The sequence below is a fragment of the Flavobacterium ovatum genome (assembly GCF_040703125.1).
In the GTDB taxonomy this organism is placed as follows: Bacteria; Bacteroidota; Bacteroidia; order Flavobacteriales; family Flavobacteriaceae; genus Flavobacterium; species Flavobacterium ovatum.
This window is the reverse complement of sequence record NZ_CP160035.1, coordinates 983,609-1,004,914: the sequence shown is the minus strand read 5'-3', so window position 1 is coordinate 1,004,914 and position 21,306 is coordinate 983,609. Positions and strand designations below refer to the sequence as shown.

The following is a 21,306-nucleotide window of genomic DNA, read 5'->3' as shown; positions in this document are numbered from 1 at the left end:
GTCAAAAAAATCAAACAGGCATCCATTATAACACTTCTGCATCCAAAACAATTTTTGAAATTGTTAAAATAGGGGAACTCTTTTTATAACTCAAAATAATGGTTTATCTTTCAAAATCAATTTTTCTTGATTATGAAGGACATAAATAATTTGAATAAAAAGACCAAAGCGGCAGCTGTTTTAATTTTTGTTACCATTTTGCTCTTAATAAGCAATTATTTCAATGGACTTAATTCTAGAAAAACCAACGAAAGCATTAAAGCGATTTACAATGACCGATTAATGGTGAGTCATTATGTTTTCCAATACACCAATGCGATTCACCAAATAAAAACAGAGTCAACCCAAACCAATCAAGACGATTCTGAGAAACAAGTTTTTGTTACTTCTCAACTGCAAAACATTAGTAGCCTTGATCAAAAATACTTAACTACGGTTTTAACTCCCGAAGAGAAAAAACAGTTTAAGTCCTTTCAAAATCAGTGCGCTATAATAAAAACCCTAACCCAAAAAAAAGATTGGCAAAAAATAACGCAGTTGGGTGAGCAAAGTTTGCAAACCTTAGAAATATTGGCACAAATTCAGATTGATGAAGGAAAGACAGAACTAACAACAGCCAACACCTTGCACGATGGAAATAAAATTTTTGCTCAATTTGAAATTATTTTATTTATCATTTTAGCCTCTCTCTCTTTTTATTTATTAGTTTTAAAAAAGATGAAAGTTAAAATAAAAATCCCCGAAGCACCTAGTTTGAATTAGACAGCTATTAATAACTAAAATTATTACTCCAAAAGTCGAATAATTATATTGAAATTTGTACTCTGAATTAATTCGAGTAAAGATGACACAAATAAGCATTTTAGGTTGCGGATGGTTAGGACTTCCATTGGCGGAGGCTTTATTAAAACAAGGTTTTGAGATTAAAGGCTCAACCACTTCTATTGACAAAAAAGAATTACTAGAAAATGCTGGAATTAAGCATTATTCGATTGCACTAGAAACAGAATTCGTTTCAAATAGTATTCCCGATTTTTTTGCTGGAAGCGAAATTTTAATCATCGCTATTCCACCCAAATTGAGAGGAAAAAATAAAGATTACTCAGACGCCAACAAGAATTCATTTGTCAAAAAAATAGAGAACCTACTGCCTTTTGTCGAAAAATCAACTGTAGAAAAACTAATTTTCATCAGTTCCACAGCTGTTTATGGCGAAGTCAATGCAACGATAACTGAAGATTCTACACCGAATCCTGTTACGGAAAGCGGCAAACAGTTACTTGAGATCGAAAATTTACTGATGGAAAATAATGCTATCCAAACAACCATTATGCGTTTTGGTGGTTTGATTGGTCCTGATAGAAATCCTGCTCGTTTTTTGGCTGGAAAAGAAAACGTTGCCAATCCTGATGCACCCGTCAACTTAATTCACTTAGACGATTGTATTGGTGTAATTCAAAAAATAATCGAAGAAAATAGTTGGAACGAACGATTTAATGCAGTAGCTCCCAATCATCCTTCAAGAAAAGAATATTATACCCAGAAAGCACTGGAACAAAACCTAGTTCCTCCTACTTTCAATCAGGCCAATCCGTCCATTGGCAAAACCATATTGTCGGATAAATTGATAGACCTCCTAAAATACACCTTTACACAACTCGATTTATAGTGTTTGCAAATTTAAAAAAAGGCGTTTCTTCTAAAGTAAATGCTATTGGACTTCCCATATTGGCTTTGATTTGGGTTGGTTTTTTTTGGGGAACGACTTGGATTGCCTCCAAAGAAGGTGTAAGATACATTCCTGCCATACAAATGGTAGCCATTCGTCAGTTTTTGGCGGGTTCGATTTATATTGTCTACTTTTTAACAACAAAAAGTCCTTGGCCGAAAGGCAAACAATGGAAAACGATAATTATTCTGGCCATACTCAATTTCACTTTCAGTAATGGTTTGAGTACAGCAGGAGTAAAATACATCAGTAGTGGTCTAGGCGCTATCATTGCTGCTATTTTTCCTATTTGGATTGTCATTATTTCGTTTTTTCAAGGTGAAAAAATGGCTAAATTGGCTGTTACAGGAATCTTAATTAGTTTCGGAGGGATCTGTATTATTTTCTATGAACATTTGAGTGATTTTTTGATCCCTGATTTTCGACTCGGAATACTACTTTCTGTTATAGCAACTATTACTTGGTCATTTGGAACTCTCCATACCAAGAAAAAAGCAACAACCTATAACCCCTATTTTAGCTTGGGTTTCCAAATGTTTATCTCTAGCCTTTTGCTATTCGCCTATAATGAAGCTACGGGTACATCCGTCAGTCTAAGTGACATCCCAATCAATACTTGGTATGCCGTGATTTATTTAGTCGTTGTGGGTTCATTGGTTACTTTTACGGTTTTTGTTTATACACTTCAGAAGCTTCCTCCAGAAATGAGTAGCTTATACGTTTATATGAATCCTATTGTTGCTATTCTTTTAGGTTCGGCAATATTTGATGAATCCTTAACGCTTTCCATTGCTTTGGGTGGTGGAGTCACACTTATTGGACTTTATTTGGTTAATAAATCTTTGAGGCAAAGCCGTAAAAAGACAAATATTTTAATCAAATAAATTATAATTTGTATAACATCTTTATCAGAACTGCTTTTGTACTTTTGTAAAAAAAATTATGCCCTCTTTTTTCCGTAAATACCGTGTTTTCCTTGGAGTCTTTATTATTTTTTCAGCAATAACCTTGTTTTTGTTTTATGGGGCGCTGAAACCTAAAAAAATATTACCTATCTATAACCCTGCTGATGTGAACCCCGAATTAGTAGATAGTACTGTACAATATGTGAGTAAATATCACACCATTGCGGACTTCTCCTTTATCAATCAAAACGGAGACACTATTACTCAAAAAGACTACGAAGGCAAGATTTATGTGGCTGATTTTTTCTTCACCACTTGCGGCTCTATTTGCCCAAAAATGTCTAGAAATCTATTTGAAGTTCAAACTGCAATTTTGAATAACCCAAAAGTAAAGTTACTATCACATACTGTTTTTCCTGAAACAGACAGTGTTCCCGTTTTAAAAAAATATGCCATAAAATATGGTGTAAAAGACAACAAATGGAATCTTGTAACGGGTGACAAAAAAGACATCTATACCATGGCGCGCAAATCCTATCTTGCTGTAAAAATGGGTAAACCTAGCGAATTACTTGACATGGTACATACCGAAAACTTTGTGCTTGTTGATGAAAAACGACGCATTCGTGGTTTTTATGACGGTACCAAAGAGGAAGATATTCAGAGACTTATTCAAGACATTAATTTCTTGAGTCAACAAGAGGAAGGGAAGTAATTTTACTTGCTGGATTTTATTTTTCTAAAAGACCTACTGCAATACCAAATTTCCAGTATTTAGACCGATACCAAAAGCTAAAAAATGACAAATATCATTTGTATTCGTTTTATAATATGTATTTTTGCAATCTTAATTCAATCTAAATAAGACTTGCGTACCACAATCAATTCTCTCAAAAAAGGCGAAAAAGCAATTATCAAAGACTTTGATATTGATGTTATTCCGTTAAAATTACTCGAAATGGGTTGTTTGCCTGGCAATATGGTCGAATTGCTTCAAATAGCTCCTTTTGGCGACCCATTGTATTTAGACATAAATGGTTCACACCTTGCCATTCGTGTGGAGACTGCTGCTGAAATTGAAGTTGAATTAGTCCAAATCAAGCTTTAAAATGATTAACGAAAACATCAATGTTGCCTTAATAGGAAATCCTAACGTGGGGAAAACTTCTGTTTTCAACCAATTAACTGGATTAAACCAACAAGTGGGGAATTACCCAGGCATTACCGTTGAAAAGAAGATTGGTTTTTGCAAATTACCTAATAACATCAAAGCTAATATCCTTGATTTACCAGGGACATATAGCCTTAACGCCAGTTCGATTGACGAGAATGTAGTTATAGAACTGCTATTAAATAAAAATGATAAATTATATCCAGACGTTGCCCTTGTAGTAACGGATGTGGAAAATCTAAAAAGAAATTTACTGCTTTTTACCCAAATCAAAGACCTTGAAATCCCAACTATCTTAGTCATCAACATGGCAGATAGAATGGAACAAAAAGGAATTACACTAGATATTCCGTATCTAGAAGAGCATTTGAAAACAAAAATTGCCCTAGTAAGTTCCCGAAAAGGTTTTGGAATTGCCGAGTTGAAAAAATTGATCATCACCTATAAAACCATATCAAGCGAACCTTGTTTGAATGCTTCAGTCATTGAACCAGAATATTTTGACAGCTTGCGCAAAGCATTTCCAAATCAATTACTTTATAAATTGTGGTTAGTAATTACACAAGATGTAAACTTCTTGAACTTGGAGCGTAAAGAAATTAAAAGTTCGTTTACCAAATCGCATTCTGATTTAAAGCGTTTGCAACAAAAAGAAACGATCAAAAGATACCAGTTCATCAATGATGTATTGAAGGAAGGGTTAAAAGTTGACATATCCATTGCCAAAGATTTTCGTAGTAAGCTAGACCGTGTATTAACTCATAAAGTTTGGGGTTACGCTATTTTCTTTGCCATTTTATTTATCATTTTCCAGTCGATTTTTGAATGGTCCAAAATTCCAATGGAATTTATCGACACTAGCTTTGCTTCCTTGAGTTCATCAGCATCGAAACATTTACCAGAGGGCGTTTTTACAGATTTATTATCTGAAGGAATCATCCCTGGAATTGGTGGAATATTGATTTTTATTCCTCAAATTGCATTTCTGTTTCTGTTTATTTCCATATTAGAAGAAAGTGGATACATGAGCCGAGTAGTATTTTTGATGGACAAAATCATGCGAAAGTTTGGGTTATCAGGCAAAAGTGTCGTCCCATTGATTTCTGGAACTGCTTGTGCTATTCCTGCGATTATGGCAACACGTAATATCGAGAACTGGAAAGAACGTTTAATTACCATCCTTGTAACTCCATTTACCACTTGTTCGGCTAGATTACCAGTTTACGCCATCATTATTGCCTTAGTAATTCCAGATGAATATATATTTGGTTTCTTGAATTTACAAGGATTGACCTTGATGTTATTGTATTTATTAGGTTTTGGAATGGCTATATTTTCAGCTTATGCTTTAAACAAAATCATGAAAATCAAAGGTAAAACATTTTTTGTAGTGGAAATGCCGAACTACAAATTACCAATGTTCAAAAACGTTGCCATTAATGTGATTGAAAAAACCAAAGCTTTTGTTTTTGGAGCTGGTAAAATCATCTTGGCCATTTCGATCATTTTATGGTTTTTAGCGTCATATGGACCTGGCAAAAAATTCAATGATGCTGATAGTATCTTGCGTTCAAAAACAGAGAACAGCCAAATTGGTGAAACTGAAATGAATAACAAAATTTCTGCTTTCAAATTAGAGAACTCTTACATTGGGATAATGGGTAAAAGTATTGAACCCGCCATTTCACCTCTTGGCTATGACTGGAAGATAGGCATTGCCGTCATCAGTTCATTTGCCGCTAGAGAAGTATTTGTAGGGACATTAGCCACCATTTATAGCGTGGGTGGATCAGACAACGAAGATACAATCAAAAACAAAATGGGAGCTGAAATCAACCCTATAACAGGTAAGAAAATCTTCAATTTTGCTTCTGGAATTTCGTTATTGTTATTTTATGCCTTTGCCATGCAATGTGCTAGTACGCTTGCCATAACTCGTAAAGAAACAAATTCTTGGAAATGGCCATTAGGTCAATTAATTTTTATGAGTGGGTTTGCATATGTAGTAGCGCTAATCGCTTTTCAACTTTTAAAATAAAATAGTATGCAAGAATTTTTAGCTTTCGCAGCATTAGGATTTGCCCTTGCTTTTTTAATCAAGAAGTTTTTCTGGAAAAAGAAAAAATCAAAAAAGAACTGTGGTAGTGACGACGACTGTGGTTGTCATTAATACTATATGTATATTGAATTAATACCCAAAACTAGTACAATATAGTCCAATCTGTTTTTTGTCACATCGAGGAGTAATTTTTATTCTAAAAAAAGCAATATAAAATGACGTTATTTGAATGTTAGCACTTCTAATTCCCCTCTTGAGAGGGGCTAGGGGGGTGTGTTTTTTTAAGTATATGTAAATCAGGTATTTAAACCAAAACGTCATAGGTAGCGCAATCGAAACCTTGCTTATAAGTAATAATGAATCTCGACTACTCTCGATTTGATAAAACAAATTGAAGGACTATTGGTGAAATCATAAAAAAAACCGCAAAGTAAATCATTTGATTCACCTTTGCGGTTTTTCATCTTCAGTAAGATTTTTTTTATCTCACAAAAAGTACTTTTTGATTTTGAAATTCAATTACTTTCTGACGTTGTTTTTCGATTTCACTAGCTTTATTTTCCGTCATTTTAATGTTGTCTTCAATAGCAATTTCTTTTTTTGCTACCAAATCTTTGGCTTTTTGAATATCCTTCGCCGCTTTCTCATTGTCTTTCATCAAATCTTTTTTATCATCTTCGAGTTTCTCTAAAGCTTTGTTTTCCTTTTTTAGAATTTCATTCATTCTCAATTCTGAAGCTCTCATGGCAATTCGTTTTACCAAATCAGTAGCATATGCAAACTTTTCAGCACTATACCCATTGTCAAGAAAAACACCTCCAAGGTTAAAAAAAACAGTGTATTTATAACCATTGTCTCCCTTTTCAAGCAACTGATGAATATCAATCATATTAGCACTAATTTCCTGAATTAGGGCGTTATCGATAAACGTTTCATCGGTACGTTTTATTTTTCTAGTTTTTCCTTTATAGGGTTTCGTAATGTCCTTGATGGCATCTTCTAGATTATCATCGGAAACATTTGGAATAAAAACTTCAACTCCTGGTTGCATTCCTTTACTCATGCTTTGAGTAACAGCTATTGGGCTTAGAGCTTGTGAAAACCCAAAGCTATAAGCGAATAAGGCAACTAATACAAACTTGCTTTTCATATGTAGATATTTATTGTTTTTTATTGGTCAAATGTAATTTGCACATCATCATTCGTATTTACAGCCAATCTAGTTCATGCTCATTTCATAAATAACGTTAGTTATTATACTAAACAAGTTACAAAAAAAAGAAAAGCTAATTTAACTTTATAAAAATATTACTGGCAATTTTATTTGAAATACTCAAAATTTTACTGTCCACTTTAATTTTTAAAGATAAATCAAATTGTTCTTTGTCTAAAAATTCAATTTGAGATCCTAATGATATTTCTTGTTTATCAAGATATTTTAAAAACTCTGAAGAAGTATCTTTTACGCCTACGCAAATACCCGTTTGTCCAATAATTAATTCCGACAACAATTGCTTTTCTATTTTTTGAATTTGACCTTGTGCATCTGGAATTGGATCTCCATGAGGATCTTCTGTAGGGTTACCCAAAAAATCATCGAGTTTGTTAATCAATTTCTCAGATTTAATATGCTCCAATTGTTCCGCTATATCATGTACCTCATCCCAAGAGAAATCTAGTTTTTCAACCAAAAAAACCTCCCAAAGGCGGTGTTTGCGTACAATCATTTTAGCGGCCATTCTTCCTTTATCCGTTAAGGAAACCCCTTGATATCTCTTATAATTAACTAAATCTTTTTCAGCCAATTTTTTAAGCATATCCGTAACTGAGGAGGCTTTAGTCTCCATCGTTTCAGCAATGGAGTTCGTGCTCACATCTGCATTCGTATTAGTAGTTAAATGATAAATGGCTTTTAGGTAATTTTCTTCAGAATGCGTCATGGGAAATAAATAGAGGATTAACTAATCTTGATTTTTAACTCAAAATCACTTCTTAACAATCAACAAAGGTATTGAAATTTTGTGGCGTAATTTATCTACAGTTGTACCAAAAATTAAATCTTTGAAACCTGTATGTCCATGGGTTCCCATAACCAATACGTCAAAATTACCTTTATTAATAATCTTAGGAATCACTTTGTCTGGAGTACCAAAACCTAATTGGCAACTGACTTTAAAACCTTTTTCAACTAACATTTCTTCGTACTGCTTCAATAATTTCTCATCAACGGATGTCTCATGATCGTCTGCATCGTCACCATAAACTAGGGCTCCTACAGTTTCAACCACATGAATTAAAGTATAAACGGCCTCTTTTCCTCCCAATTCAAAAGCGTTATTTAGAGCTATCTCATCTGCTGACGAAAAATCTACTGTTACTGCAATATCCTTTTTCGAATAGGTTTTCGCTTTCGGAAATTGCAATTTTAAATGATGAGGAGAATGGTTTTGAATCGTTATTTTAGACTTATCAAAAAGAGGTTTAAAAACAATATAAAGTAATAAAATTAAAAAGCTAAAAGCCAAGGGCACAACAGTCAACCATAGCACCATAGGATTATCTGAAGTTTCCAACCAGCCATTGATTTCGTCCAAAACTAATTTAGCATTCAGGACTACAATAATAGTTGCCACAATCCAAGAAGCAATTTGGGTCAATTTACTAATATGAAACCCTTTCATTTTAGTCTTATCACTCACAAAATGGATTAACGGAATGATCGCAAAACCCAATTGTAAACTTAAAATCACTTGACTTAAAATCAACAATTTTCCAGTAACTCCTTCTCCAAAAATGGTAATCACAATTACAGCAGGCACAATTGCAATCGAACGTGTGATGATGCGTCGTACCCAAGGTTGAATTCTTAGATTTAAATACCCTTCCATTATAATTTGTCCAGCCAATGTTCCAGTAATAGTTGAACTTTGTCCCGCCGCAATCAAAGCAACGGCAAATAATATTGGTGCCCATTTAGTTCCCAAAAGCGGTTCTAAAAACTGGTGTGCATCTTGAATTTCAGCTACTTGAAACATTCCGTTTTTATAAAATGTAGCGGCTGCCAATATTAAAATAGCTGCATTGACAAAGAAAGCCAAGTTCAAAGCAATAGTTGAGTCGATAAAATTATACTTCAAGGCTTGCTTAATTCCAGCTTTGGAACGGTTAAATTTTCGGGTTTGCACCAAAGATGAATGTAAGTATAGATTATGAGGCATTACCGTAGCTCCAATGATACCAATGGCAATATACAAAGCGGTTTCTGTAGGCATTGTTGGAATCAATCCTAACAATACTTTATCCATTTCAGGTTGTGCAAAAATCATTTCGAAAATGAATGAAACTCCAATTACAGTAACTAAAGTAATAATAAAAGCTTCCATTTTTCGAATTCCTTTATTAATTAAAAATAGCAACAAAAAGGTGTCTAAAACAGTTATGAGGACACCATCAATTAGCGAAATTCCAAACAATAAATTAAGACCAATAGCCATTCCCAATACTTCGGCTAAATCACAGGCTGCAATGGCAATCTCCGCCAAAAAATAAAGAATGTAATTGATAAAAGGAGAATAAGTTTCGCGCGAGGCTTGCGCTAAATCCCGTTGGGTAACAATTCCCAAACGAGCACTAAGACTTTGTAACAGCAACGCCATAATATTACTCATCAATAACACCCAAAGCAAGGAATACCCAAACTGGCTTCCTCCTGCAATATCCGTTGCCCAGTTTCCTGGATCCATATATCCAACACTGATTAAGTAAGCTGGACCAAAAAAGGCTAATATTTTTTTAAAAACCGATTTCTGGTTTCCCGCCGAAACAGATTCGTTTACTTCTTCTAAAGACTTGCTCATTATTAACAGTTTGAGGCAAATATAAATGTATTTTTTTGTTTTATAAAATATAATTTTTAGATTTGCCTAAATATTTATTTAAACAAACACTAAAATATAATTGTGAAAAATCTAATTCTCGGTTTCTGCTTATTAATCAGTAGCATAACTATGGCGCAGACCAGTATTAAGGGCGTTGTTTTAGGCGGAAATAGTCCATTACCCTTTGCTAATGTAATTTTAAAAAAAGCTAACAAAACTACTGTCACAGATGGCAACGGAAACTATTCCTTTCAAAATACGGCTATAGGAAATTATGAAATAATTGCATCCTATACCGGTTATAAAACTGAAAAAATAAACATCTCAATACTAGACAGCACCAACATTACTATTGATTTCAACTTAAAAGAAAATAATTCACTGGACGAAGTAGTCATTACTGGAACTCTAAAACCCGTAACTAGATTAGAAAGTGCCGTTCCTGTTGAAGTTTACAAACCTAGCTTTTTCAAAAAAAACCCAACAGCCAATGTGTTTGAAGCGTTGCAAAATGTAAACGGAGTCCGACCACAATTGAATTGTAATATTTGCAACACCGGAGACATTCATATTAATGGCCTTGAAGGTCCATATACCTTAGTGCTAATTGACGGAATGCCTATTGTCAGTGGTTTATCAACCGTTTATGGTTTGTCTGGAATTCCAAACTCACTCTTGGAACGTATTGAAATTGTCAAAGGACCAGCATCCTCTTTATACGGTAGTGAAGCCGTAGGTGGATTAATCAATATCATTACCAAAAACCCTAAAAACGCTCCTGTGTTTTCGGCTGATTCTTTTGTAACCGACTGGGGAGAACTCAATTTGGATTTGGGTTTTAAAGCTAATTTAGGAAAGACAGCATCGGTTTTAACGGGTGTCAATTATTTTAATTACAGCAATCCTATTGACAATAACCATGATAATTTTACGGATGTTACGCTGCAAGACCGTATTTCGATCTTTCAAAAATGGAATTTCAATCGAAAAAGCAACAAATTATTATCACTAGCTGGACGTTACTTTTACGAGGACCGCTGGGGTGGTGAATTGCAATGGGAGAAAAAATACCGTGGCGGCGATGAAGTATATGGTGAAAGTATTTACACCAAACGTTACGAGTTACTTGGAGCTTATGAATTGCCTTTTACCGAAAAAATGCTGCTTTCTTTTTCCTACACCGATCACAATCAGAATTCGGTTTATGGAGACATTCCCTACCTAGCACAACAACGGATTGGTTTTGGCCAACTTACTTGGGATAAAAAAATCAACCAACACGATTTGCTTTTTGGAACGGCAATCCGTTATCAATATTACAATGATAACACACCTGCAACAATCGATGCAGATATCAACTGGATTCCAAGTTTGTTTGTTCAGGACGAAATTGCTTTCAATGACAATCACAAAATTCTTTTGGGAGCACGATACGATTACAACAGCAACCATGGCAATATCTTTACACCAAGATTTGCTTACAAATGGAAAGTGAATGACAACAACATTGTCCGTTTCAACACTGGAACTGGTTTTAGAATAGTCAATCTTTTTACCGAAGAACATGCCGCACTTACGGGTTCCCGTGACGTTATTGTTTTAGAAGCCTTAAAACCAGAGCGTTCTTACAATGCCAACTTAAATTACTTAAAAAAAATATATACGAATAACGGAACTTTCATAGGGATTGAAACCTCGGCATGGTACACTTATTTTACCAACTCAATTATTCCAGATTACGACACCAATCCCAACCAAATTATTTATAAAAATCTAGATGGCTACGCAGTCACCACAGGAATTAGTACTAATGTGGATATGGTTTTTGGAAATGGATTGAAATTTATTTTAGGAGCAACTTATATGGATGTCTCTAAAAAAGAAAAAGAGGTAAGAACACAACAAATATTAACCGAAAAATTCTCAGGAACCTGGGCTATCTCCTACCGAATTAATAAACTGTTTTTAGATATTGATTACACTGGAAATATCTATGGTCCGATGCGTTTGCCGCGTTTGGGACCTTTAGATCCGCGCAAGGAATACGCCCCTACTTGGAGCATTCAAAATATTCAATTCACTTTTAACAAATTCAAGAACCTCGAAATTTATGCTGGAATAAAGAACTTACTGAATTGGACACCCAACAAAGGAAATCCGTTTATAATTGCGAGAGCCAACGATCCTTTTGATAAAAATGTAGAATATGATAATGCAGGAAATGTGCAAGCTACTGCTAACAATCCTTACGCTTTAACCTTTGATCCAAGTTATGTGTATGGTCCTAATCAAGGAATTCGAAGCTTTTTTGGTTTGCGCTATACTATGAAATAATGAAGAAAAAAATATTTATATTATTGATTCTATTTTGGGTAATTCCATCAGGTTTTGCCCAATTGAGAGTGTATAGTTTTGAAGAAGTAGCTCAGTTATCGAAGGTAAAACCCAAACCAATTGTTGTTTTCATCCACACTTCTTGGTGTAAGTATTGCAAAATGATGGAAAACTCCACTTTCAAAAATGAAGAAACCATAAGTGAACTTAATAACAATTTCTATTTTATTAGCTTCGATGCTGAAACCAAAAATGATATTGTTTACAATAACCATCGTTTCAAATTCGTTCCTACCGGAAAAAACACCGGAATTCATGAATTAGCCACAGCTTTAGCGACAATAAACGGTCAAGTGGCCTACCCAACCTTGACTATTTTGAAGGCTAGCGACACTATTTTTTTTCAAAAACATTCCTTTATGGGGTCAAAAATGATGCTTTCAATATTAAACAGTTGTCAAAAAGAAACTCCGATACATTAAAAAGTATATTCAAAAATTTCGTCATTAGTTCTTTCAACCCCCCAATATTGATTCGAATAACTTGACTCACTAGAAAGATAAGGCATATTATTAAAATCACCTCCTTGATACAAATCAATATACTTTAGCTCCCCTCTTAAGAAAGTACTAATTTTAAACGAATGTTTTTGAAGATTATTCTTTTCAATTTTCCAAAGTCTGTTGGAGTACTTATCTTTTGGAACTGCAATTAATAAACCATCAAATATTCCACCGTCAATTGTATCTAACCACATTTCTACACCTAAAACTGTCGTAGTTAATTTAAAAGCTTTTTCGTTTTCAATAATTTCCATTTGCCAATAATGTCCAGAAAAGTTCTTCTTTGAAACCAAATGAGGCATAAAACTATATCTTCCGCGATTAAAAATATCTAAAACCATTTTATGATTCCCTATAACGGAATATATCTGATAATAATAGTTAGGATATTGATTCATGGTATTTATTTTTAGGGGTTTTACATTTATACAAAAAAGTAAATGATCTCAAAATTCTAAAATAAAACATGAGAAAAATAAAAAAATGTCATGAAGTCCCCTTTTACTGACACAAGAAGTCAAATTACCGACAAGAGCTCAACATACATTAGATTTCAAAGAACTATTAAACTATAACAAAACTTTATAACGCAAATCATAGAGTTATTTTTAAACTTCGTAACTTTGCCTATTCAAACAATTAATATTAAAATATATAGATATGTATCCAGAAGAAATGGTAAAACCAATGCAAGCTGAATTAACAACTGCAGGTTTTCAAGATTTACATAGTGCATCAGCTGTAAATGATGCTATCAAAGCAGAAGGAACAACGTTAGTAGTTGTAAACTCAGTTTGTGGATGTGCAGCAAGAAATGCTCGTCCAGGAGCAAAAATGAGTTTAGACGGTGCTAAAAAACCAGATCACTTAATCACTGTTTTTGCAGGAGTTGATAAAGATGCGGTTGATGCAGTTAGAGAACATATGTTTCCTTTTCCTCCATCATCGCCAGCAATGGCTTTGTTCAAAAACGGAGAATTGGTTCACATGTTAGAGCGTCACCATATTGAAGGTCGTCCAGCTGAAATGATTGCTGAAAACTTGCAAGATGCTTACAACGAGCACTGTTAATCATACAGATTAATTAACGAAACGTACTGCCTTGGCGGTACGTTTTTGTTTACACTCGTTTGTGACTTGGCCACAAAGGCGCAAAGGCTCTAAGAGTCTTTTATTGTTGTTAAAAAAAATGTATCAAACATTGAAATTTAAGATTTACCATTAAGTCATTAAGTTTCATTAAGTCATTTACTTGCTTAATTCCTTTAGGATTAAAAAAATTAGAGATTAGAGCTTTCATATAAAATACAGTAGAGCCTGTTTATTTTAAAATTTGTGTCTTTGAGCCTTTGTGGCAAAAAAATACTCTACTCATACAAAACTTCAAAAATTAATTATTTTGAAAAATCAACTTCCTTTAATTTCGTTTACTGTAATTGAAAACGAACAACGATTCCCCATCAAAGTCAAGCACGGCAGTTACCCCAATTTAATGTTTTTGTTGAAAGAAGAGCTGAGTTTGGATTCTTTTGGCGAATGTGGCGGTGTGGGTCGATGTGCTACTTGTGTAGTACAAGCAATTGGCGTGAAAGGAAAATCTGCTATAAAAGAAAGAAACGAACCCAATACACTAGAACTACTGGGATTTACCGAGGAAACTATTCGGCTTTCGTGTCAGCTCTACATTACAGAAGATTTGGAAGGAGCAGAAATCACAATTACAGAAAATTAAATTACCGAGAACCATTTAATTACTCACCAAAAAGAGTTTTCGCTAAGTTAAATTTTTTATAAAACGTTGCTTACTTACTTCCTTCTTTATAAAATGTGATATTTTTAAAGAATGGAAAAAAAATTAATAATACTATGTGTTAGTGCGGCACTCTTCTTCTCTTGTAAAAATAAAAATGAGACTGTAACAGAAACTACCACAAATAAAACCGAAAAGCCGCTCTCAAAAGCAGATTCCATAGTTAATCAAGCCATTGAAGCACATGGCGGGAAATTGTATGAGCAAGCCGACTATTCTTTTATTTTTAGAGACAAAAAATATCGTTTTAAAAACAACAACAGTAGCAATACCTATTCATCTGAAATTCAAAAAGGAGATTCATTGATTCTGGATGTCATGACTGCTGACCATTTTGAACGAACGATCAACGGAAAATCACAAAATTTAAACAAAGACGATTCGGCAAAGTATTCTGAAAGTCTAAATTCTGTTATTTACTTTACTACGCTGCCGTACAAACTTCAAGATGCTGCGGTAAATAAGAAATTCATTGAAGAAACAGCCATCAAAGGAAAGAAATACGATTTAATAAAAGTTACCTTTAGTCAAGACGGTGGTGGAAAAGATTTTGATGATGAATATAGCTACTGGATCAATAAAGACATCCATAAAATTGATTACTTGGCGTACAACTACCACGTCAATGAGGGTGGAGTTCGTTTTAGAGCCGCTTTTAACAGCCGAGTAATTGACGGAATCACTTTTCAGGATTACATAAACTATGAAGCTCCTGTAGGAACTGATTTAAAAGATTTACCTAAATTATATGAAGAAGGAAAACTAAAAGAACTCTCTAAAATACTGACAGAGCATGTGGTAAACAATCATAAATAAGCAGATTAAATTATAGATTCTATCAAGAGCTCAGAAGTATATCCTGGGCTTTTGTATTTTAAAACAAATTTTCAATTGACCCCAAATCCCCTAGCCCAGATAGAAGTGGCATCCTCTTGTGGTAGCGATAGCGGACACAAGAGATATAGCGAATAGCTGGAAATAGCTCCAAAAAACTCAGAAACTTAGTCCCTTAGAAACTTTGCAACTTAGTCCCTTTTCCGTATTTTTGCAAAAATAATTTTTCACACTTAAACCGTTTATAGCATGCAACTGTATAACACTTTAAGCGCAGAAGAAAGAGCCATCATGATTGATGATGCCGGAAAACAAAGACTTACTTTGTCTTTCTATGCTTATGCGCAAATTCAAGATCCAACACAATTTCGTAACGATTTATTCCGTGCTTGGGACCCGCTAGTGGTTCTTGGTCGTATTTATGTGGCCAAAGAAGGAATAAATGCCCAGTTATCACTTCCTGCAGATAATTTTTATGCTTTCAAAGACACACTTGACGAGTATGATTTTATGCAAGGAATGCGTTTGAATGTTGCAGTGGAACAGGACGATCACTCGTTCTTGAAATTGACAGTAAAAGTGCGTGACAAAATTGTTGCCGACGGTTTGAATGATGAAACTTTTGATGTGACCAACATTGGGGTGCATTTGAAAGCGAAGGAATTCAACGAAATATTGGATAATCCAAATACGATTGTAGTTGATTTTCGAAATCATTACGAGAGCGAAATTGGCTATTTTAAAGGAGCAATTACGCCAGATGTGGATACTTTTCGCGAATCGTTGCCGATTATCAACGAGCAATTACAAGATTTTAAGGAAGACAAAAACTTGGTAATGTATTGCACCGGAGGAATTCGTTGCGAGAAGGCTTCGGCTTACTTTAAGCACCAAGGTTTTAAAAATGTATACCAGCTTGAAGGTGGAATTATCAATTACGCCAAGCAGATCAAGGAAGAAAACCTAGAAAGCAAGTTCATTGGAAAAAACTTTGTGTTTGACCACCGCTTAGGTGAAAGAATTACGGATGATATTGTGTCCCAATGCCACCAATGCGGAAAACCTTGTGATGTGCACACCAATTGCATCAACGAAGGTTGTCATTTGTTGTTTATTCAGTGCGAAGAATGTGCCCAAGCCATGCAAGGTTGTTGCTCACAAGATTGTGTAGATGTGATTCATTTGCCAGAAGAGGAGCAAAAAGCGATTCGTCGTGGAGTTAAAAACGGTAATAAGATTTTCAAAAAAGGAAAATCGGATGTGTTGACTTTCAAAAATAGAGAAGCAAATCACGATCCTTTGGCTGCAGTTCCGAATTTGGCTGATTTAACAAAATCGAAAGCTTTGGCCAAAAAACAACCAAAAATCAAAAAACAATACATCGGGAACGGAACGCATTTTTATCCAAAACCAAGTATTGGACAGTTTTCTATCGAAGAAAACGAAATCAAAGTGGGCGATACTATTTTAATTAAAGGAATGACTACTGGTGAACAACAACTAGTTATTACCGAAATGCAAGTAAACGATGTGAAAGCGGACAAAGCGGTTGCGGGAGATATTTGTACTTTTCAATTGCCGTTTAGAATTCGATTGTCTGATAAATTGTATAAGGTATTGGAGGCGTAAAAGCTTCTTAACAACCTCTTCATCAAAGAAGTTCTTTCCTTTATACTGTGGAAAGAACTTCTTTTTTTTTTAGAGTAACGAAAATTAATCCGTTATTAATCTGAATTTCACCGGTTGAAAAAACAGTATGGAACCTTTCTCAAAATATATTCCGTTTTCTTTTTTCTCTAATTTTACTTGGTAGTTATGAATTATAGTGGTCTGTGCAATCACATTTACTTGGTAATTTTCACTAGTTTTGTCTGCTGTTGAAACATTTTGAACGATACCATTAATCACAATCGATTTTGGAACAATTGAAGCATTAATCAACTCAAAACTAACTATATATCCTTTTTCGCTATCTCTGTTATAGCTCTTATAGGTTTGGTTTTTAATGCCTAATAATTGCTTGGAACAGGAAGAAATAAAGAACGATCCTAAATAAAGTATGATAACGATGTTTTTTGGTATACTATATTTCATAATTTTGAGTTTTATTCGTACAAATTTAAATGAAACTATTGAATATTAATGAAACTAAAAAATCTAATTTTGATATTGCTTGTTGGATCGATTTTTACTTCTTGCAGCAAGGATTCGGGTTCGGACCCAGAACCTGTTCCAATCAAAGCTGTTGTACCTGACGAGATTAACAACTTTGTTTGGAAAGCAATGAATTCCTGGTATTATTGGCAACCGAATGTTCCCGATTTAGCCGATAGCAAAATTGCTTCTAGCAATACCTACGCTGATTTTATTAACGGAAAAACTCCCGATGCTCTTTTTTATTCGCTCCTATATCAAAGAGGAACTGTTGATCGGTTTTCTTGGATTGAAAACAGTAATGAAGTGGTGAATATTTCAAATACTGCCGAAGTCAAAAAAAGTCGTGGTTTTAGTTATGGTGTTTACCCTAAAGACACCGGTAATGTCAATTTGGTAGCCTTGATAAATTATATTGTACCAAGTTCACCAGCAGATTTGGCGGGATTGAAAAGAGGAGACGTGATCACAAAACTAAATGACAATCCACTTACTACAAGCAATTATAATGAACTAACCAATACGCAAATAACAATTACGTTGGCAGCAACCGTGGGAATTACAAACACTGGTTTGGTGACTACTGACAAAGCCACAACTGTTACTGTAGCCCAAACAGACATTGACGAAAACCCCGTTGCTTATTACGAAAAGAAAGTATATAATGGCAAAAACATTGGTTATTTGGTTTATAATGGTTTCAAGTCAGATTATAACGACGAACTTAATGCAGCTTTCGCCACAATGAAATCGGACGGAATAAACGAATTGGTTTTGGATTTAAGGTACAACGGAGGCGGATCATTAGAAACTGCAATTGCTTTGGCACAAATGATTAACGGAAGTTTTACCAGCAAACCTTATGCTTACTTAGATTTCAATGACAAACACAATAACGAAGATGGCTTTGAATACCTTTCAGACAAAGTTAGAGTTTTTAACTTGGTTGATAACGAACCCACTTTTCAGAGAGAGGAAAACATAAATAGCCTTGCTTTGACAAAAATATATGTCTTAGTAAGTTTTCAAACGGCTTCTGCGAGCGAACTAACTATTCAATGTTTTAAAAAATACATTAGCGTGACCACTATAGGAGAAGAAACCGTAGGTAAATTTGTAGGATCGAATACCTTATATGACTCACCTGCTAACAATTACATTTCATACACCAATAGAAGTACCAAACACAAATGGCAAATGCAACCCATTACTTTTGCATATTACAACAAAGATAAAGACGTAAATCCAACAAAAATTACGCCTGATTACGAAATCAATCCTTACTATGCTTTCTTAAATCGGGTTGAATTCGGAAACGTAAAAGACCCTTGTTTAAAAAAGGCTGTCGAACTGATTACTGGGCAAACCCTCCAGAATAAAGGTCAAAACACCGACACAAAATTGTCTTTTAGAAACGAGAATCTTGCTGCATTCAATCCTACAAATGCTGCCAAAGGATTGTATATTGAAGATTTTAAAAGTCGAAAAGAATAAAAATCAATTTATACACAATGATTCAAAATTCACTAATTATAATGAAAGGTTTATAAAATTGACATTTTAAGCGAATCAAGGCTTCGTTTACTAGCGAAATTTGCATTTTTCAACTTCCATTTAGAATTCGATTATTAAAAAAATTATATATGGTTTTGGAGTTTTAAAAACCATTTAATCCAACTTTTTACAAAACCTCTAGTTTGCTTTATAGTAAACTAGAGGTTTTTTTTTGTTTTAAAAACGGAAAAAACAAATTGATTTACAGCCATATCTGAATCATAAATCCATTTTGTTATAAAATATCTAGTTGTATAAATGAAGCCACACCCTCTTTACTCAATTCGTCTAGTTTATATCTAGTTCGAAAAAATCATCAAAGCCTTTCAACATTCTACTTTTGACAATAACATCAAGCAATCTTTAAACCAGTAGGTTATTCGTAAAAAATTAACTTAACAATTAAAGAGTTACTAAAGGCGAAGTGATTGCAAGGGGTTACAATTCAAGCAATAAATAAATTTATCATTAACAACAAAAAACAAATTATCATGAAAAAAATTACCTTACTATTTATTTTAGCCTTAAGCCTAAATGCTTCTGCACAATTTACAAATGTAGTATTACCTACCCAAGTTAAAACAAACGCAACTGAGGGAACCAATACTTATAACGTTGCATTTGATTACACTTTTACTGGTGCTACTGATTTGAACACAATTACTTACACTACAATTAGAATAAGACCTATTACAGCCACAGAAGTAAAAGATCCAGCTTTTGCTAATACAGATTAATCTATCCCTTTACAAGCATTTAAAGATTATGTTGTAGCTCAACAATTAGTTACTGGATTATGGACTGGAAGATATTCTACAGACATAGTTATGCCACAAGATGCTGCATTACCCACAACAGCGACTAGAAAAGCTACCAACCCTGCTTATGGATATGACACAAGATTTCAATGGGGTTATGGGGCAATAAATGGACTATCTACATTTGTAGCAATTGAAGTATTAAATTCTTCTGGAACTTTATCTACAAAAGATTTTAGTACAACTAAATTAGCTGCTTATTACAACGCTGCTATTAAATATGCGAATCAAGAGTTGAAAAAAGAATACAAAAAGAAAGAAATACCTTTCGGATAATTAGATTAATAGTCTGAAAATCAGTATATTTAAAGTGTATTCGACGCACATTTAAACATATGATTATTCAGACTAAAGCACTAAAATTAATAAAAATCTATTCAACAATCTGTGACAAATTTGAAAAAGATTTAAAATACAGCTGTGAACGATTTAGCAACAATACTAAACAGGATTTAACAGATCAAGAAATTATGACCATTTATTTATTTTCTGTGGCAGAAGAGCAACGTTTTACAGTTAAACAAATTCATCAATTTGCTTGTGATTATTTGCTATCTTGGTTTCCTAATCTTGGATCTTATGCAGGTTTTTCTAATAGATTAAATCGACTATCAGAAGCCTTTAGGAATCTTACTGCTTCACTTCTTGAAGATTACTTTCCAAAAGACTGTTACGTTAATCAAAGTTTATTAGATTCAATGCCAATAATAGTTTGCTCGGGGAAACGAAAAGAAAAAGTGGCCACTGATATAACTGACAAAGGGTATTGTTCGACAAAAAGCCTCTATTATTATGGAGTTAAGCTACATGCATTAGCATTTAGAAGAAATAATAAAATTCCATTTCCAGAAGAAATTCAAATAGCTCCAGCATCTGTAAACGACTTGACAGTATTCAAAGAAGCTTGGGCAAATAAAGAGAACAGATGCTTTTTTGGAGATAAAATCTATGTTAACAAAGATTTTTTTGGGGATCTTGAGAATGAAAAAAACTCAATAATGATGACTCCAATAAAAGGCGTTAAAGGTGAATGTCAAGAAAATAAAAATAGAGATAAAGCCGCTAACGATTTATTCTCTACAGCAGTATCAAGAGTTAGGCAACCAATAGAGTCTTTTTTTAATTGGTTAATTCAGAAAACTGATATTCAAAGAGCTAGTAAGGTAAGGTCAACTAAAGGATTACTAGTGCACCTTTTTGGAAAAATTGCAGCAACTTATATAAATTTAACGTTTTAACCCTTGATTCGCATTAAATCAGTTGTTATAATGGATGAAATTGAAGGAGACTATTCTATTTATGATTTAAGTGGTAAAGCAGTATCAACTGGAAAAGCATCAAATCAAATTAATGTTTCCTCTTTGCCATCAGGACTTTATATTTTAACAACTAAAAAAGGTAGTTTGAAATTTGCTAAATAAAAAAGCGTTTTTTTTTACTAAAAGAATAACATTAAGGCTATCTATAACGGATAGCCTTTTTTTTATGTAAAATTTA

Annotated in this window: 23 protein-coding genes; 18 read left to right on the top strand and 5 right to left on the bottom strand. The window is 33.8% G+C overall.

The window, feature by feature from the left end; all coding sequences use genetic code 11:
- Nucleotides 1-132 precede the first annotated feature (132 nt).
- The 7 genes from ABZP37_RS04505 (at nucleotide 133) to ABZP37_RS04475 (ending at nucleotide 5,975) form a co-directional block, all read left to right on the top strand.
- On the top strand, nucleotides 133-762 hold the full coding sequence (locus ABZP37_RS04505) for an MCP four helix bundle domain-containing protein (protein WP_366185978.1): 630 nt from the start codon (nucleotides 133-135) through the stop codon (nucleotides 760-762).
- A gap of 82 nt (nucleotides 763-844) precedes the next feature.
- Nucleotides 845-1,669 carry an SDR family oxidoreductase gene (locus tag ABZP37_RS04500; protein WP_366185976.1) on the top strand — a complete coding sequence of 275 codons (825 nt, stop codon included), beginning with the start codon at nucleotides 845-847 and terminating at the stop codon, nucleotides 1,667-1,669.
- A complete protein-coding gene (locus ABZP37_RS04495; protein WP_366185974.1) occupies nucleotides 1,669-2,613 on the top strand; it encodes an EamA family transporter in 945 nt (314 codons plus the stop codon). The genes ABZP37_RS04500 and ABZP37_RS04495 overlap by 1 nt, the downstream gene beginning before the upstream one ends.
- A 58-nt stretch (nucleotides 2,614-2,671) precedes the next feature.
- Entirely contained in the window at nucleotides 2,672-3,349 is a 678-nt protein-coding gene (locus ABZP37_RS04490) for an SCO family protein (RefSeq protein WP_366185972.1), read from the top strand.
- A gap of 153 nt (nucleotides 3,350-3,502) precedes the next feature.
- Complete coding sequence (locus tag ABZP37_RS04485) at nucleotides 3,503-3,742, top strand: FeoA family protein (protein ID WP_366185971.1); 240 nt, start codon at nucleotides 3,503-3,505, stop codon at nucleotides 3,740-3,742.
- 1 nt (nucleotide 3,743) lies between these two features.
- The gene (gene feoB / locus ABZP37_RS04480) at nucleotides 3,744-5,843 is read left to right on the top strand and encodes a ferrous iron transport protein B (RefSeq protein ID WP_366185969.1); all 2,100 of its coding nucleotides are present in this window, start codon (nucleotides 3,744-3,746) and stop codon (nucleotides 5,841-5,843) included.
- 6 nt (nucleotides 5,844-5,849) lie between these two features.
- Nucleotides 5,850-5,975 carry a FeoB-associated Cys-rich membrane protein gene (locus ABZP37_RS04475; RefSeq protein WP_366185968.1) on the top strand — a complete coding sequence of 42 codons (126 nt, stop codon included), beginning with the start codon at nucleotides 5,850-5,852 and terminating at the stop codon, nucleotides 5,973-5,975.
- A 370-nt stretch (nucleotides 5,976-6,345) separates the two neighbouring features.
- On the opposite strand, the gene ABZP37_RS04470 is transcribed toward ABZP37_RS04475, so the two are convergent.
- The 3 genes from ABZP37_RS04470 to ABZP37_RS04460 all read right to left on the bottom strand — a co-directional run bounded on the left by ABZP37_RS04470 (nucleotide 6,346) and on the right by ABZP37_RS04460 (nucleotide 9,721).
- Complete coding sequence (locus tag ABZP37_RS04470) at nucleotides 6,346-7,014, bottom strand: hypothetical protein (protein WP_366185967.1); 669 nt, start codon at nucleotides 7,012-7,014, stop codon at nucleotides 6,346-6,348.
- A gap of 136 nt (nucleotides 7,015-7,150) precedes the next feature.
- Complete coding sequence (locus tag ABZP37_RS04465) at nucleotides 7,151-7,804, bottom strand: metal-dependent transcriptional regulator (RefSeq protein WP_366185965.1); 654 nt, start codon at nucleotides 7,802-7,804, stop codon at nucleotides 7,151-7,153.
- Nucleotides 7,805-7,849: 45 nt separating this feature from the next.
- Nucleotides 7,850-9,721 carry an Nramp family divalent metal transporter gene (locus tag ABZP37_RS04460; RefSeq protein ID WP_366185964.1) on the bottom strand — a complete coding sequence of 624 codons (1,872 nt, stop codon included), beginning with the start codon at nucleotides 9,719-9,721 and terminating at the stop codon, nucleotides 7,850-7,852.
- Nucleotides 9,722-9,871: 150 nt separating this feature from the next.
- Here ABZP37_RS04460 and ABZP37_RS04455 point away from each other — a divergent pair, with 150 nt between their 5' ends.
- Both ABZP37_RS04455 and ABZP37_RS04450 read left to right on the top strand, forming a co-directional pair.
- Nucleotides 9,872-12,076 carry a TonB-dependent receptor gene (locus tag ABZP37_RS04455; protein WP_366187477.1) on the top strand — a complete coding sequence of 735 codons (2,205 nt, stop codon included), beginning with the start codon at nucleotides 9,872-9,874 and terminating at the stop codon, nucleotides 12,074-12,076.
- Nucleotides 12,076-12,558 (top strand): DUF255 domain-containing protein, encoded by a 483-nt coding sequence (locus tag ABZP37_RS04450; RefSeq protein ID WP_366185963.1) that lies wholly within the window; start codon nucleotides 12,076-12,078, stop codon nucleotides 12,556-12,558. Before ABZP37_RS04455 ends, ABZP37_RS04450 begins: the two co-directional genes overlap by 1 nt.
- Here the strand turns inward: ABZP37_RS04450 and ABZP37_RS04445 are convergent.
- The gene (locus ABZP37_RS04445) at nucleotides 12,555-13,037 is read right to left on the bottom strand and encodes a hypothetical protein (protein ID WP_366185961.1); all 483 of its coding nucleotides are present in this window, start codon (nucleotides 13,035-13,037) and stop codon (nucleotides 12,555-12,557) included. The genes ABZP37_RS04450 and ABZP37_RS04445 overlap by 4 nt on opposite strands.
- A gap of 262 nt (nucleotides 13,038-13,299) precedes the next feature.
- Between ABZP37_RS04445 and ABZP37_RS04440 the strand changes: the two genes are divergently transcribed.
- From ABZP37_RS04440 to ABZP37_RS04425, 4 genes are all read left to right on the top strand, one after another.
- Nucleotides 13,300-13,710: a BrxA/BrxB family bacilliredoxin gene (locus tag ABZP37_RS04440; protein ID WP_366185959.1), complete on the top strand. Its 411-nt coding sequence runs from the start codon at nucleotides 13,300-13,302 to the stop codon at nucleotides 13,708-13,710.
- Nucleotides 13,711-14,038: 328 nt separating this feature from the next.
- The gene (locus ABZP37_RS04435; RefSeq protein WP_366185957.1) at nucleotides 14,039-14,371 is read left to right on the top strand and encodes a hypothetical protein; all 333 of its coding nucleotides are present in this window, start codon (nucleotides 14,039-14,041) and stop codon (nucleotides 14,369-14,371) included.
- A gap of 111 nt (nucleotides 14,372-14,482) precedes the next feature.
- On the top strand, nucleotides 14,483-15,265 hold the full coding sequence (locus tag ABZP37_RS04430; protein WP_366185956.1) for a DUF6503 family protein: 783 nt from the start codon (nucleotides 14,483-14,485) through the stop codon (nucleotides 15,263-15,265).
- 267 nt (nucleotides 15,266-15,532) lie between these two features.
- Nucleotides 15,533-16,912: a rhodanese-related sulfurtransferase gene (locus tag ABZP37_RS04425; RefSeq protein WP_366185954.1), complete on the top strand. Its 1,380-nt coding sequence runs from the start codon at nucleotides 15,533-15,535 to the stop codon at nucleotides 16,910-16,912.
- Nucleotides 16,913-16,996: 84 nt separating this feature from the next.
- Here the strand turns inward: ABZP37_RS04425 and ABZP37_RS04420 are convergent, their stop codons facing one another.
- On the bottom strand, nucleotides 16,997-17,377 hold the full coding sequence (locus ABZP37_RS04420) for a hypothetical protein (protein WP_366185953.1): 381 nt from the start codon (nucleotides 17,375-17,377) through the stop codon (nucleotides 16,997-16,999).
- Nucleotides 17,378-17,425: 48 nt separating this feature from the next.
- Between ABZP37_RS04420 and ABZP37_RS04415 the strand changes: the two genes are divergently transcribed.
- From ABZP37_RS04415 to ABZP37_RS04395, 5 genes are all read left to right on the top strand, one after another.
- Nucleotides 17,426-18,931: a S41 family peptidase gene (locus tag ABZP37_RS04415; RefSeq protein ID WP_366185951.1), complete on the top strand. Its 1,506-nt coding sequence runs from the start codon at nucleotides 17,426-17,428 to the stop codon at nucleotides 18,929-18,931.
- A gap of 551 nt (nucleotides 18,932-19,482) precedes the next feature.
- Nucleotides 19,483-19,728, top strand: coding sequence for a hypothetical protein (locus ABZP37_RS04410; RefSeq protein ID WP_366185949.1), 246 nt, complete (start codon nucleotides 19,483-19,485; stop codon nucleotides 19,726-19,728).
- A 90-nt stretch (nucleotides 19,729-19,818) separates the two neighbouring features.
- Nucleotides 19,819-20,085: a hypothetical protein gene (locus tag ABZP37_RS04405; RefSeq protein WP_366185946.1), complete on the top strand. Its 267-nt coding sequence runs from the start codon at nucleotides 19,819-19,821 to the stop codon at nucleotides 20,083-20,085.
- Nucleotides 20,086-20,144: 59 nt separating this feature from the next.
- The gene (locus ABZP37_RS04400; RefSeq protein ID WP_366185944.1) at nucleotides 20,145-21,047 is read left to right on the top strand and encodes a transposase; all 903 of its coding nucleotides are present in this window, start codon (nucleotides 20,145-20,147) and stop codon (nucleotides 21,045-21,047) included.
- 30 nt (nucleotides 21,048-21,077) lie between these two features.
- The gene (locus ABZP37_RS04395) at nucleotides 21,078-21,230 is read left to right on the top strand and encodes a T9SS type A sorting domain-containing protein (protein ID WP_366185942.1); all 153 of its coding nucleotides are present in this window, start codon (nucleotides 21,078-21,080) and stop codon (nucleotides 21,228-21,230) included.
- The last annotated feature ends 76 nt before the right edge of the window (nucleotides 21,231-21,306 follow it).

What these genes read in the sequence shown, in the direction of transcription:
- ABZP37_RS04505 (WP_366185978.1), top strand. Translation starts at nt 133, where the DNA reads ATGAAGGACATAAATAATTTGAATAAAAAGACCAAAGCGGCAGCTGTT.
- ABZP37_RS04500 (WP_366185976.1), top strand. Translation starts at nt 845, where the DNA reads ATGACACAAATAAGCATTTTAGGTTGCGGATGGTTAGGACTTCCATTG.
- ABZP37_RS04490 (WP_366185972.1), top strand. Translation starts at nt 2,672, where the DNA reads ATGCCCTCTTTTTTCCGTAAATACCGTGTTTTCCTTGGAGTCTTTATT.
- feoB (WP_366185969.1), top strand. Translation starts at nt 3,744, where the DNA reads ATGATTAACGAAAACATCAATGTTGCCTTAATAGGAAATCCTAACGTG.
- ABZP37_RS04475 (WP_366185968.1), top strand. Translation starts at nt 5,850, where the DNA reads ATGCAAGAATTTTTAGCTTTCGCAGCATTAGGATTTGCCCTTGCTTTT.
- ABZP37_RS04470 (WP_366185967.1), bottom strand. Translation starts at nt 7,014, where the DNA reads ATGAAAAGCAAGTTTGTATTAGTTGCCTTATTCGCTTATAGCTTTGGG.
- ABZP37_RS04465 (WP_366185965.1), bottom strand. Translation starts at nt 7,804, where the DNA reads ATGACGCATTCTGAAGAAAATTACCTAAAAGCCATTTATCATTTAACT.
- ABZP37_RS04460 (WP_366185964.1), bottom strand. Translation starts at nt 9,721, where the DNA reads ATGAGCAAGTCTTTAGAAGAAGTAAACGAATCTGTTTCGGCGGGAAAC.
- ABZP37_RS04455 (WP_366187477.1), top strand. Translation starts at nt 9,872, where the DNA reads ATGGCGCAGACCAGTATTAAGGGCGTTGTTTTAGGCGGAAATAGTCCA.
- ABZP37_RS04450 (WP_366185963.1), top strand. Translation starts at nt 12,076, where the DNA reads ATGAAGAAAAAAATATTTATATTATTGATTCTATTTTGGGTAATTCCA.
- ABZP37_RS04445 (WP_366185961.1), bottom strand. Translation starts at nt 13,037, where the DNA reads ATGAATCAATATCCTAACTATTATTATCAGATATATTCCGTTATAGGG.
- ABZP37_RS04440 (WP_366185959.1), top strand. Translation starts at nt 13,300, where the DNA reads ATGTATCCAGAAGAAATGGTAAAACCAATGCAAGCTGAATTAACAACT.
- ABZP37_RS04430 (WP_366185956.1), top strand. Translation starts at nt 14,483, where the DNA reads ATGGAAAAAAAATTAATAATACTATGTGTTAGTGCGGCACTCTTCTTC.
- ABZP37_RS04425 (WP_366185954.1), top strand. Translation starts at nt 15,533, where the DNA reads ATGCAACTGTATAACACTTTAAGCGCAGAAGAAAGAGCCATCATGATT.
- ABZP37_RS04420 (WP_366185953.1), bottom strand. Translation starts at nt 17,377, where the DNA reads ATGAAATATAGTATACCAAAAAACATCGTTATCATACTTTATTTAGGA.
- ABZP37_RS04415 (WP_366185951.1), top strand. Translation starts at nt 17,426, where the DNA reads ATGAAACTAAAAAATCTAATTTTGATATTGCTTGTTGGATCGATTTTT.
- ABZP37_RS04410 (WP_366185949.1), top strand. Translation starts at nt 19,483, where the DNA reads ATGAAAAAAATTACCTTACTATTTATTTTAGCCTTAAGCCTAAATGCT.
- ABZP37_RS04405 (WP_366185946.1), top strand. Translation starts at nt 19,819, where the DNA reads ATGCCACAAGATGCTGCATTACCCACAACAGCGACTAGAAAAGCTACC.
- ABZP37_RS04400 (WP_366185944.1), top strand. Translation starts at nt 20,145, where the DNA reads ATGATTATTCAGACTAAAGCACTAAAATTAATAAAAATCTATTCAACA.
- ABZP37_RS04395 (WP_366185942.1), top strand. Translation starts at nt 21,078, where the DNA reads ATGGATGAAATTGAAGGAGACTATTCTATTTATGATTTAAGTGGTAAA.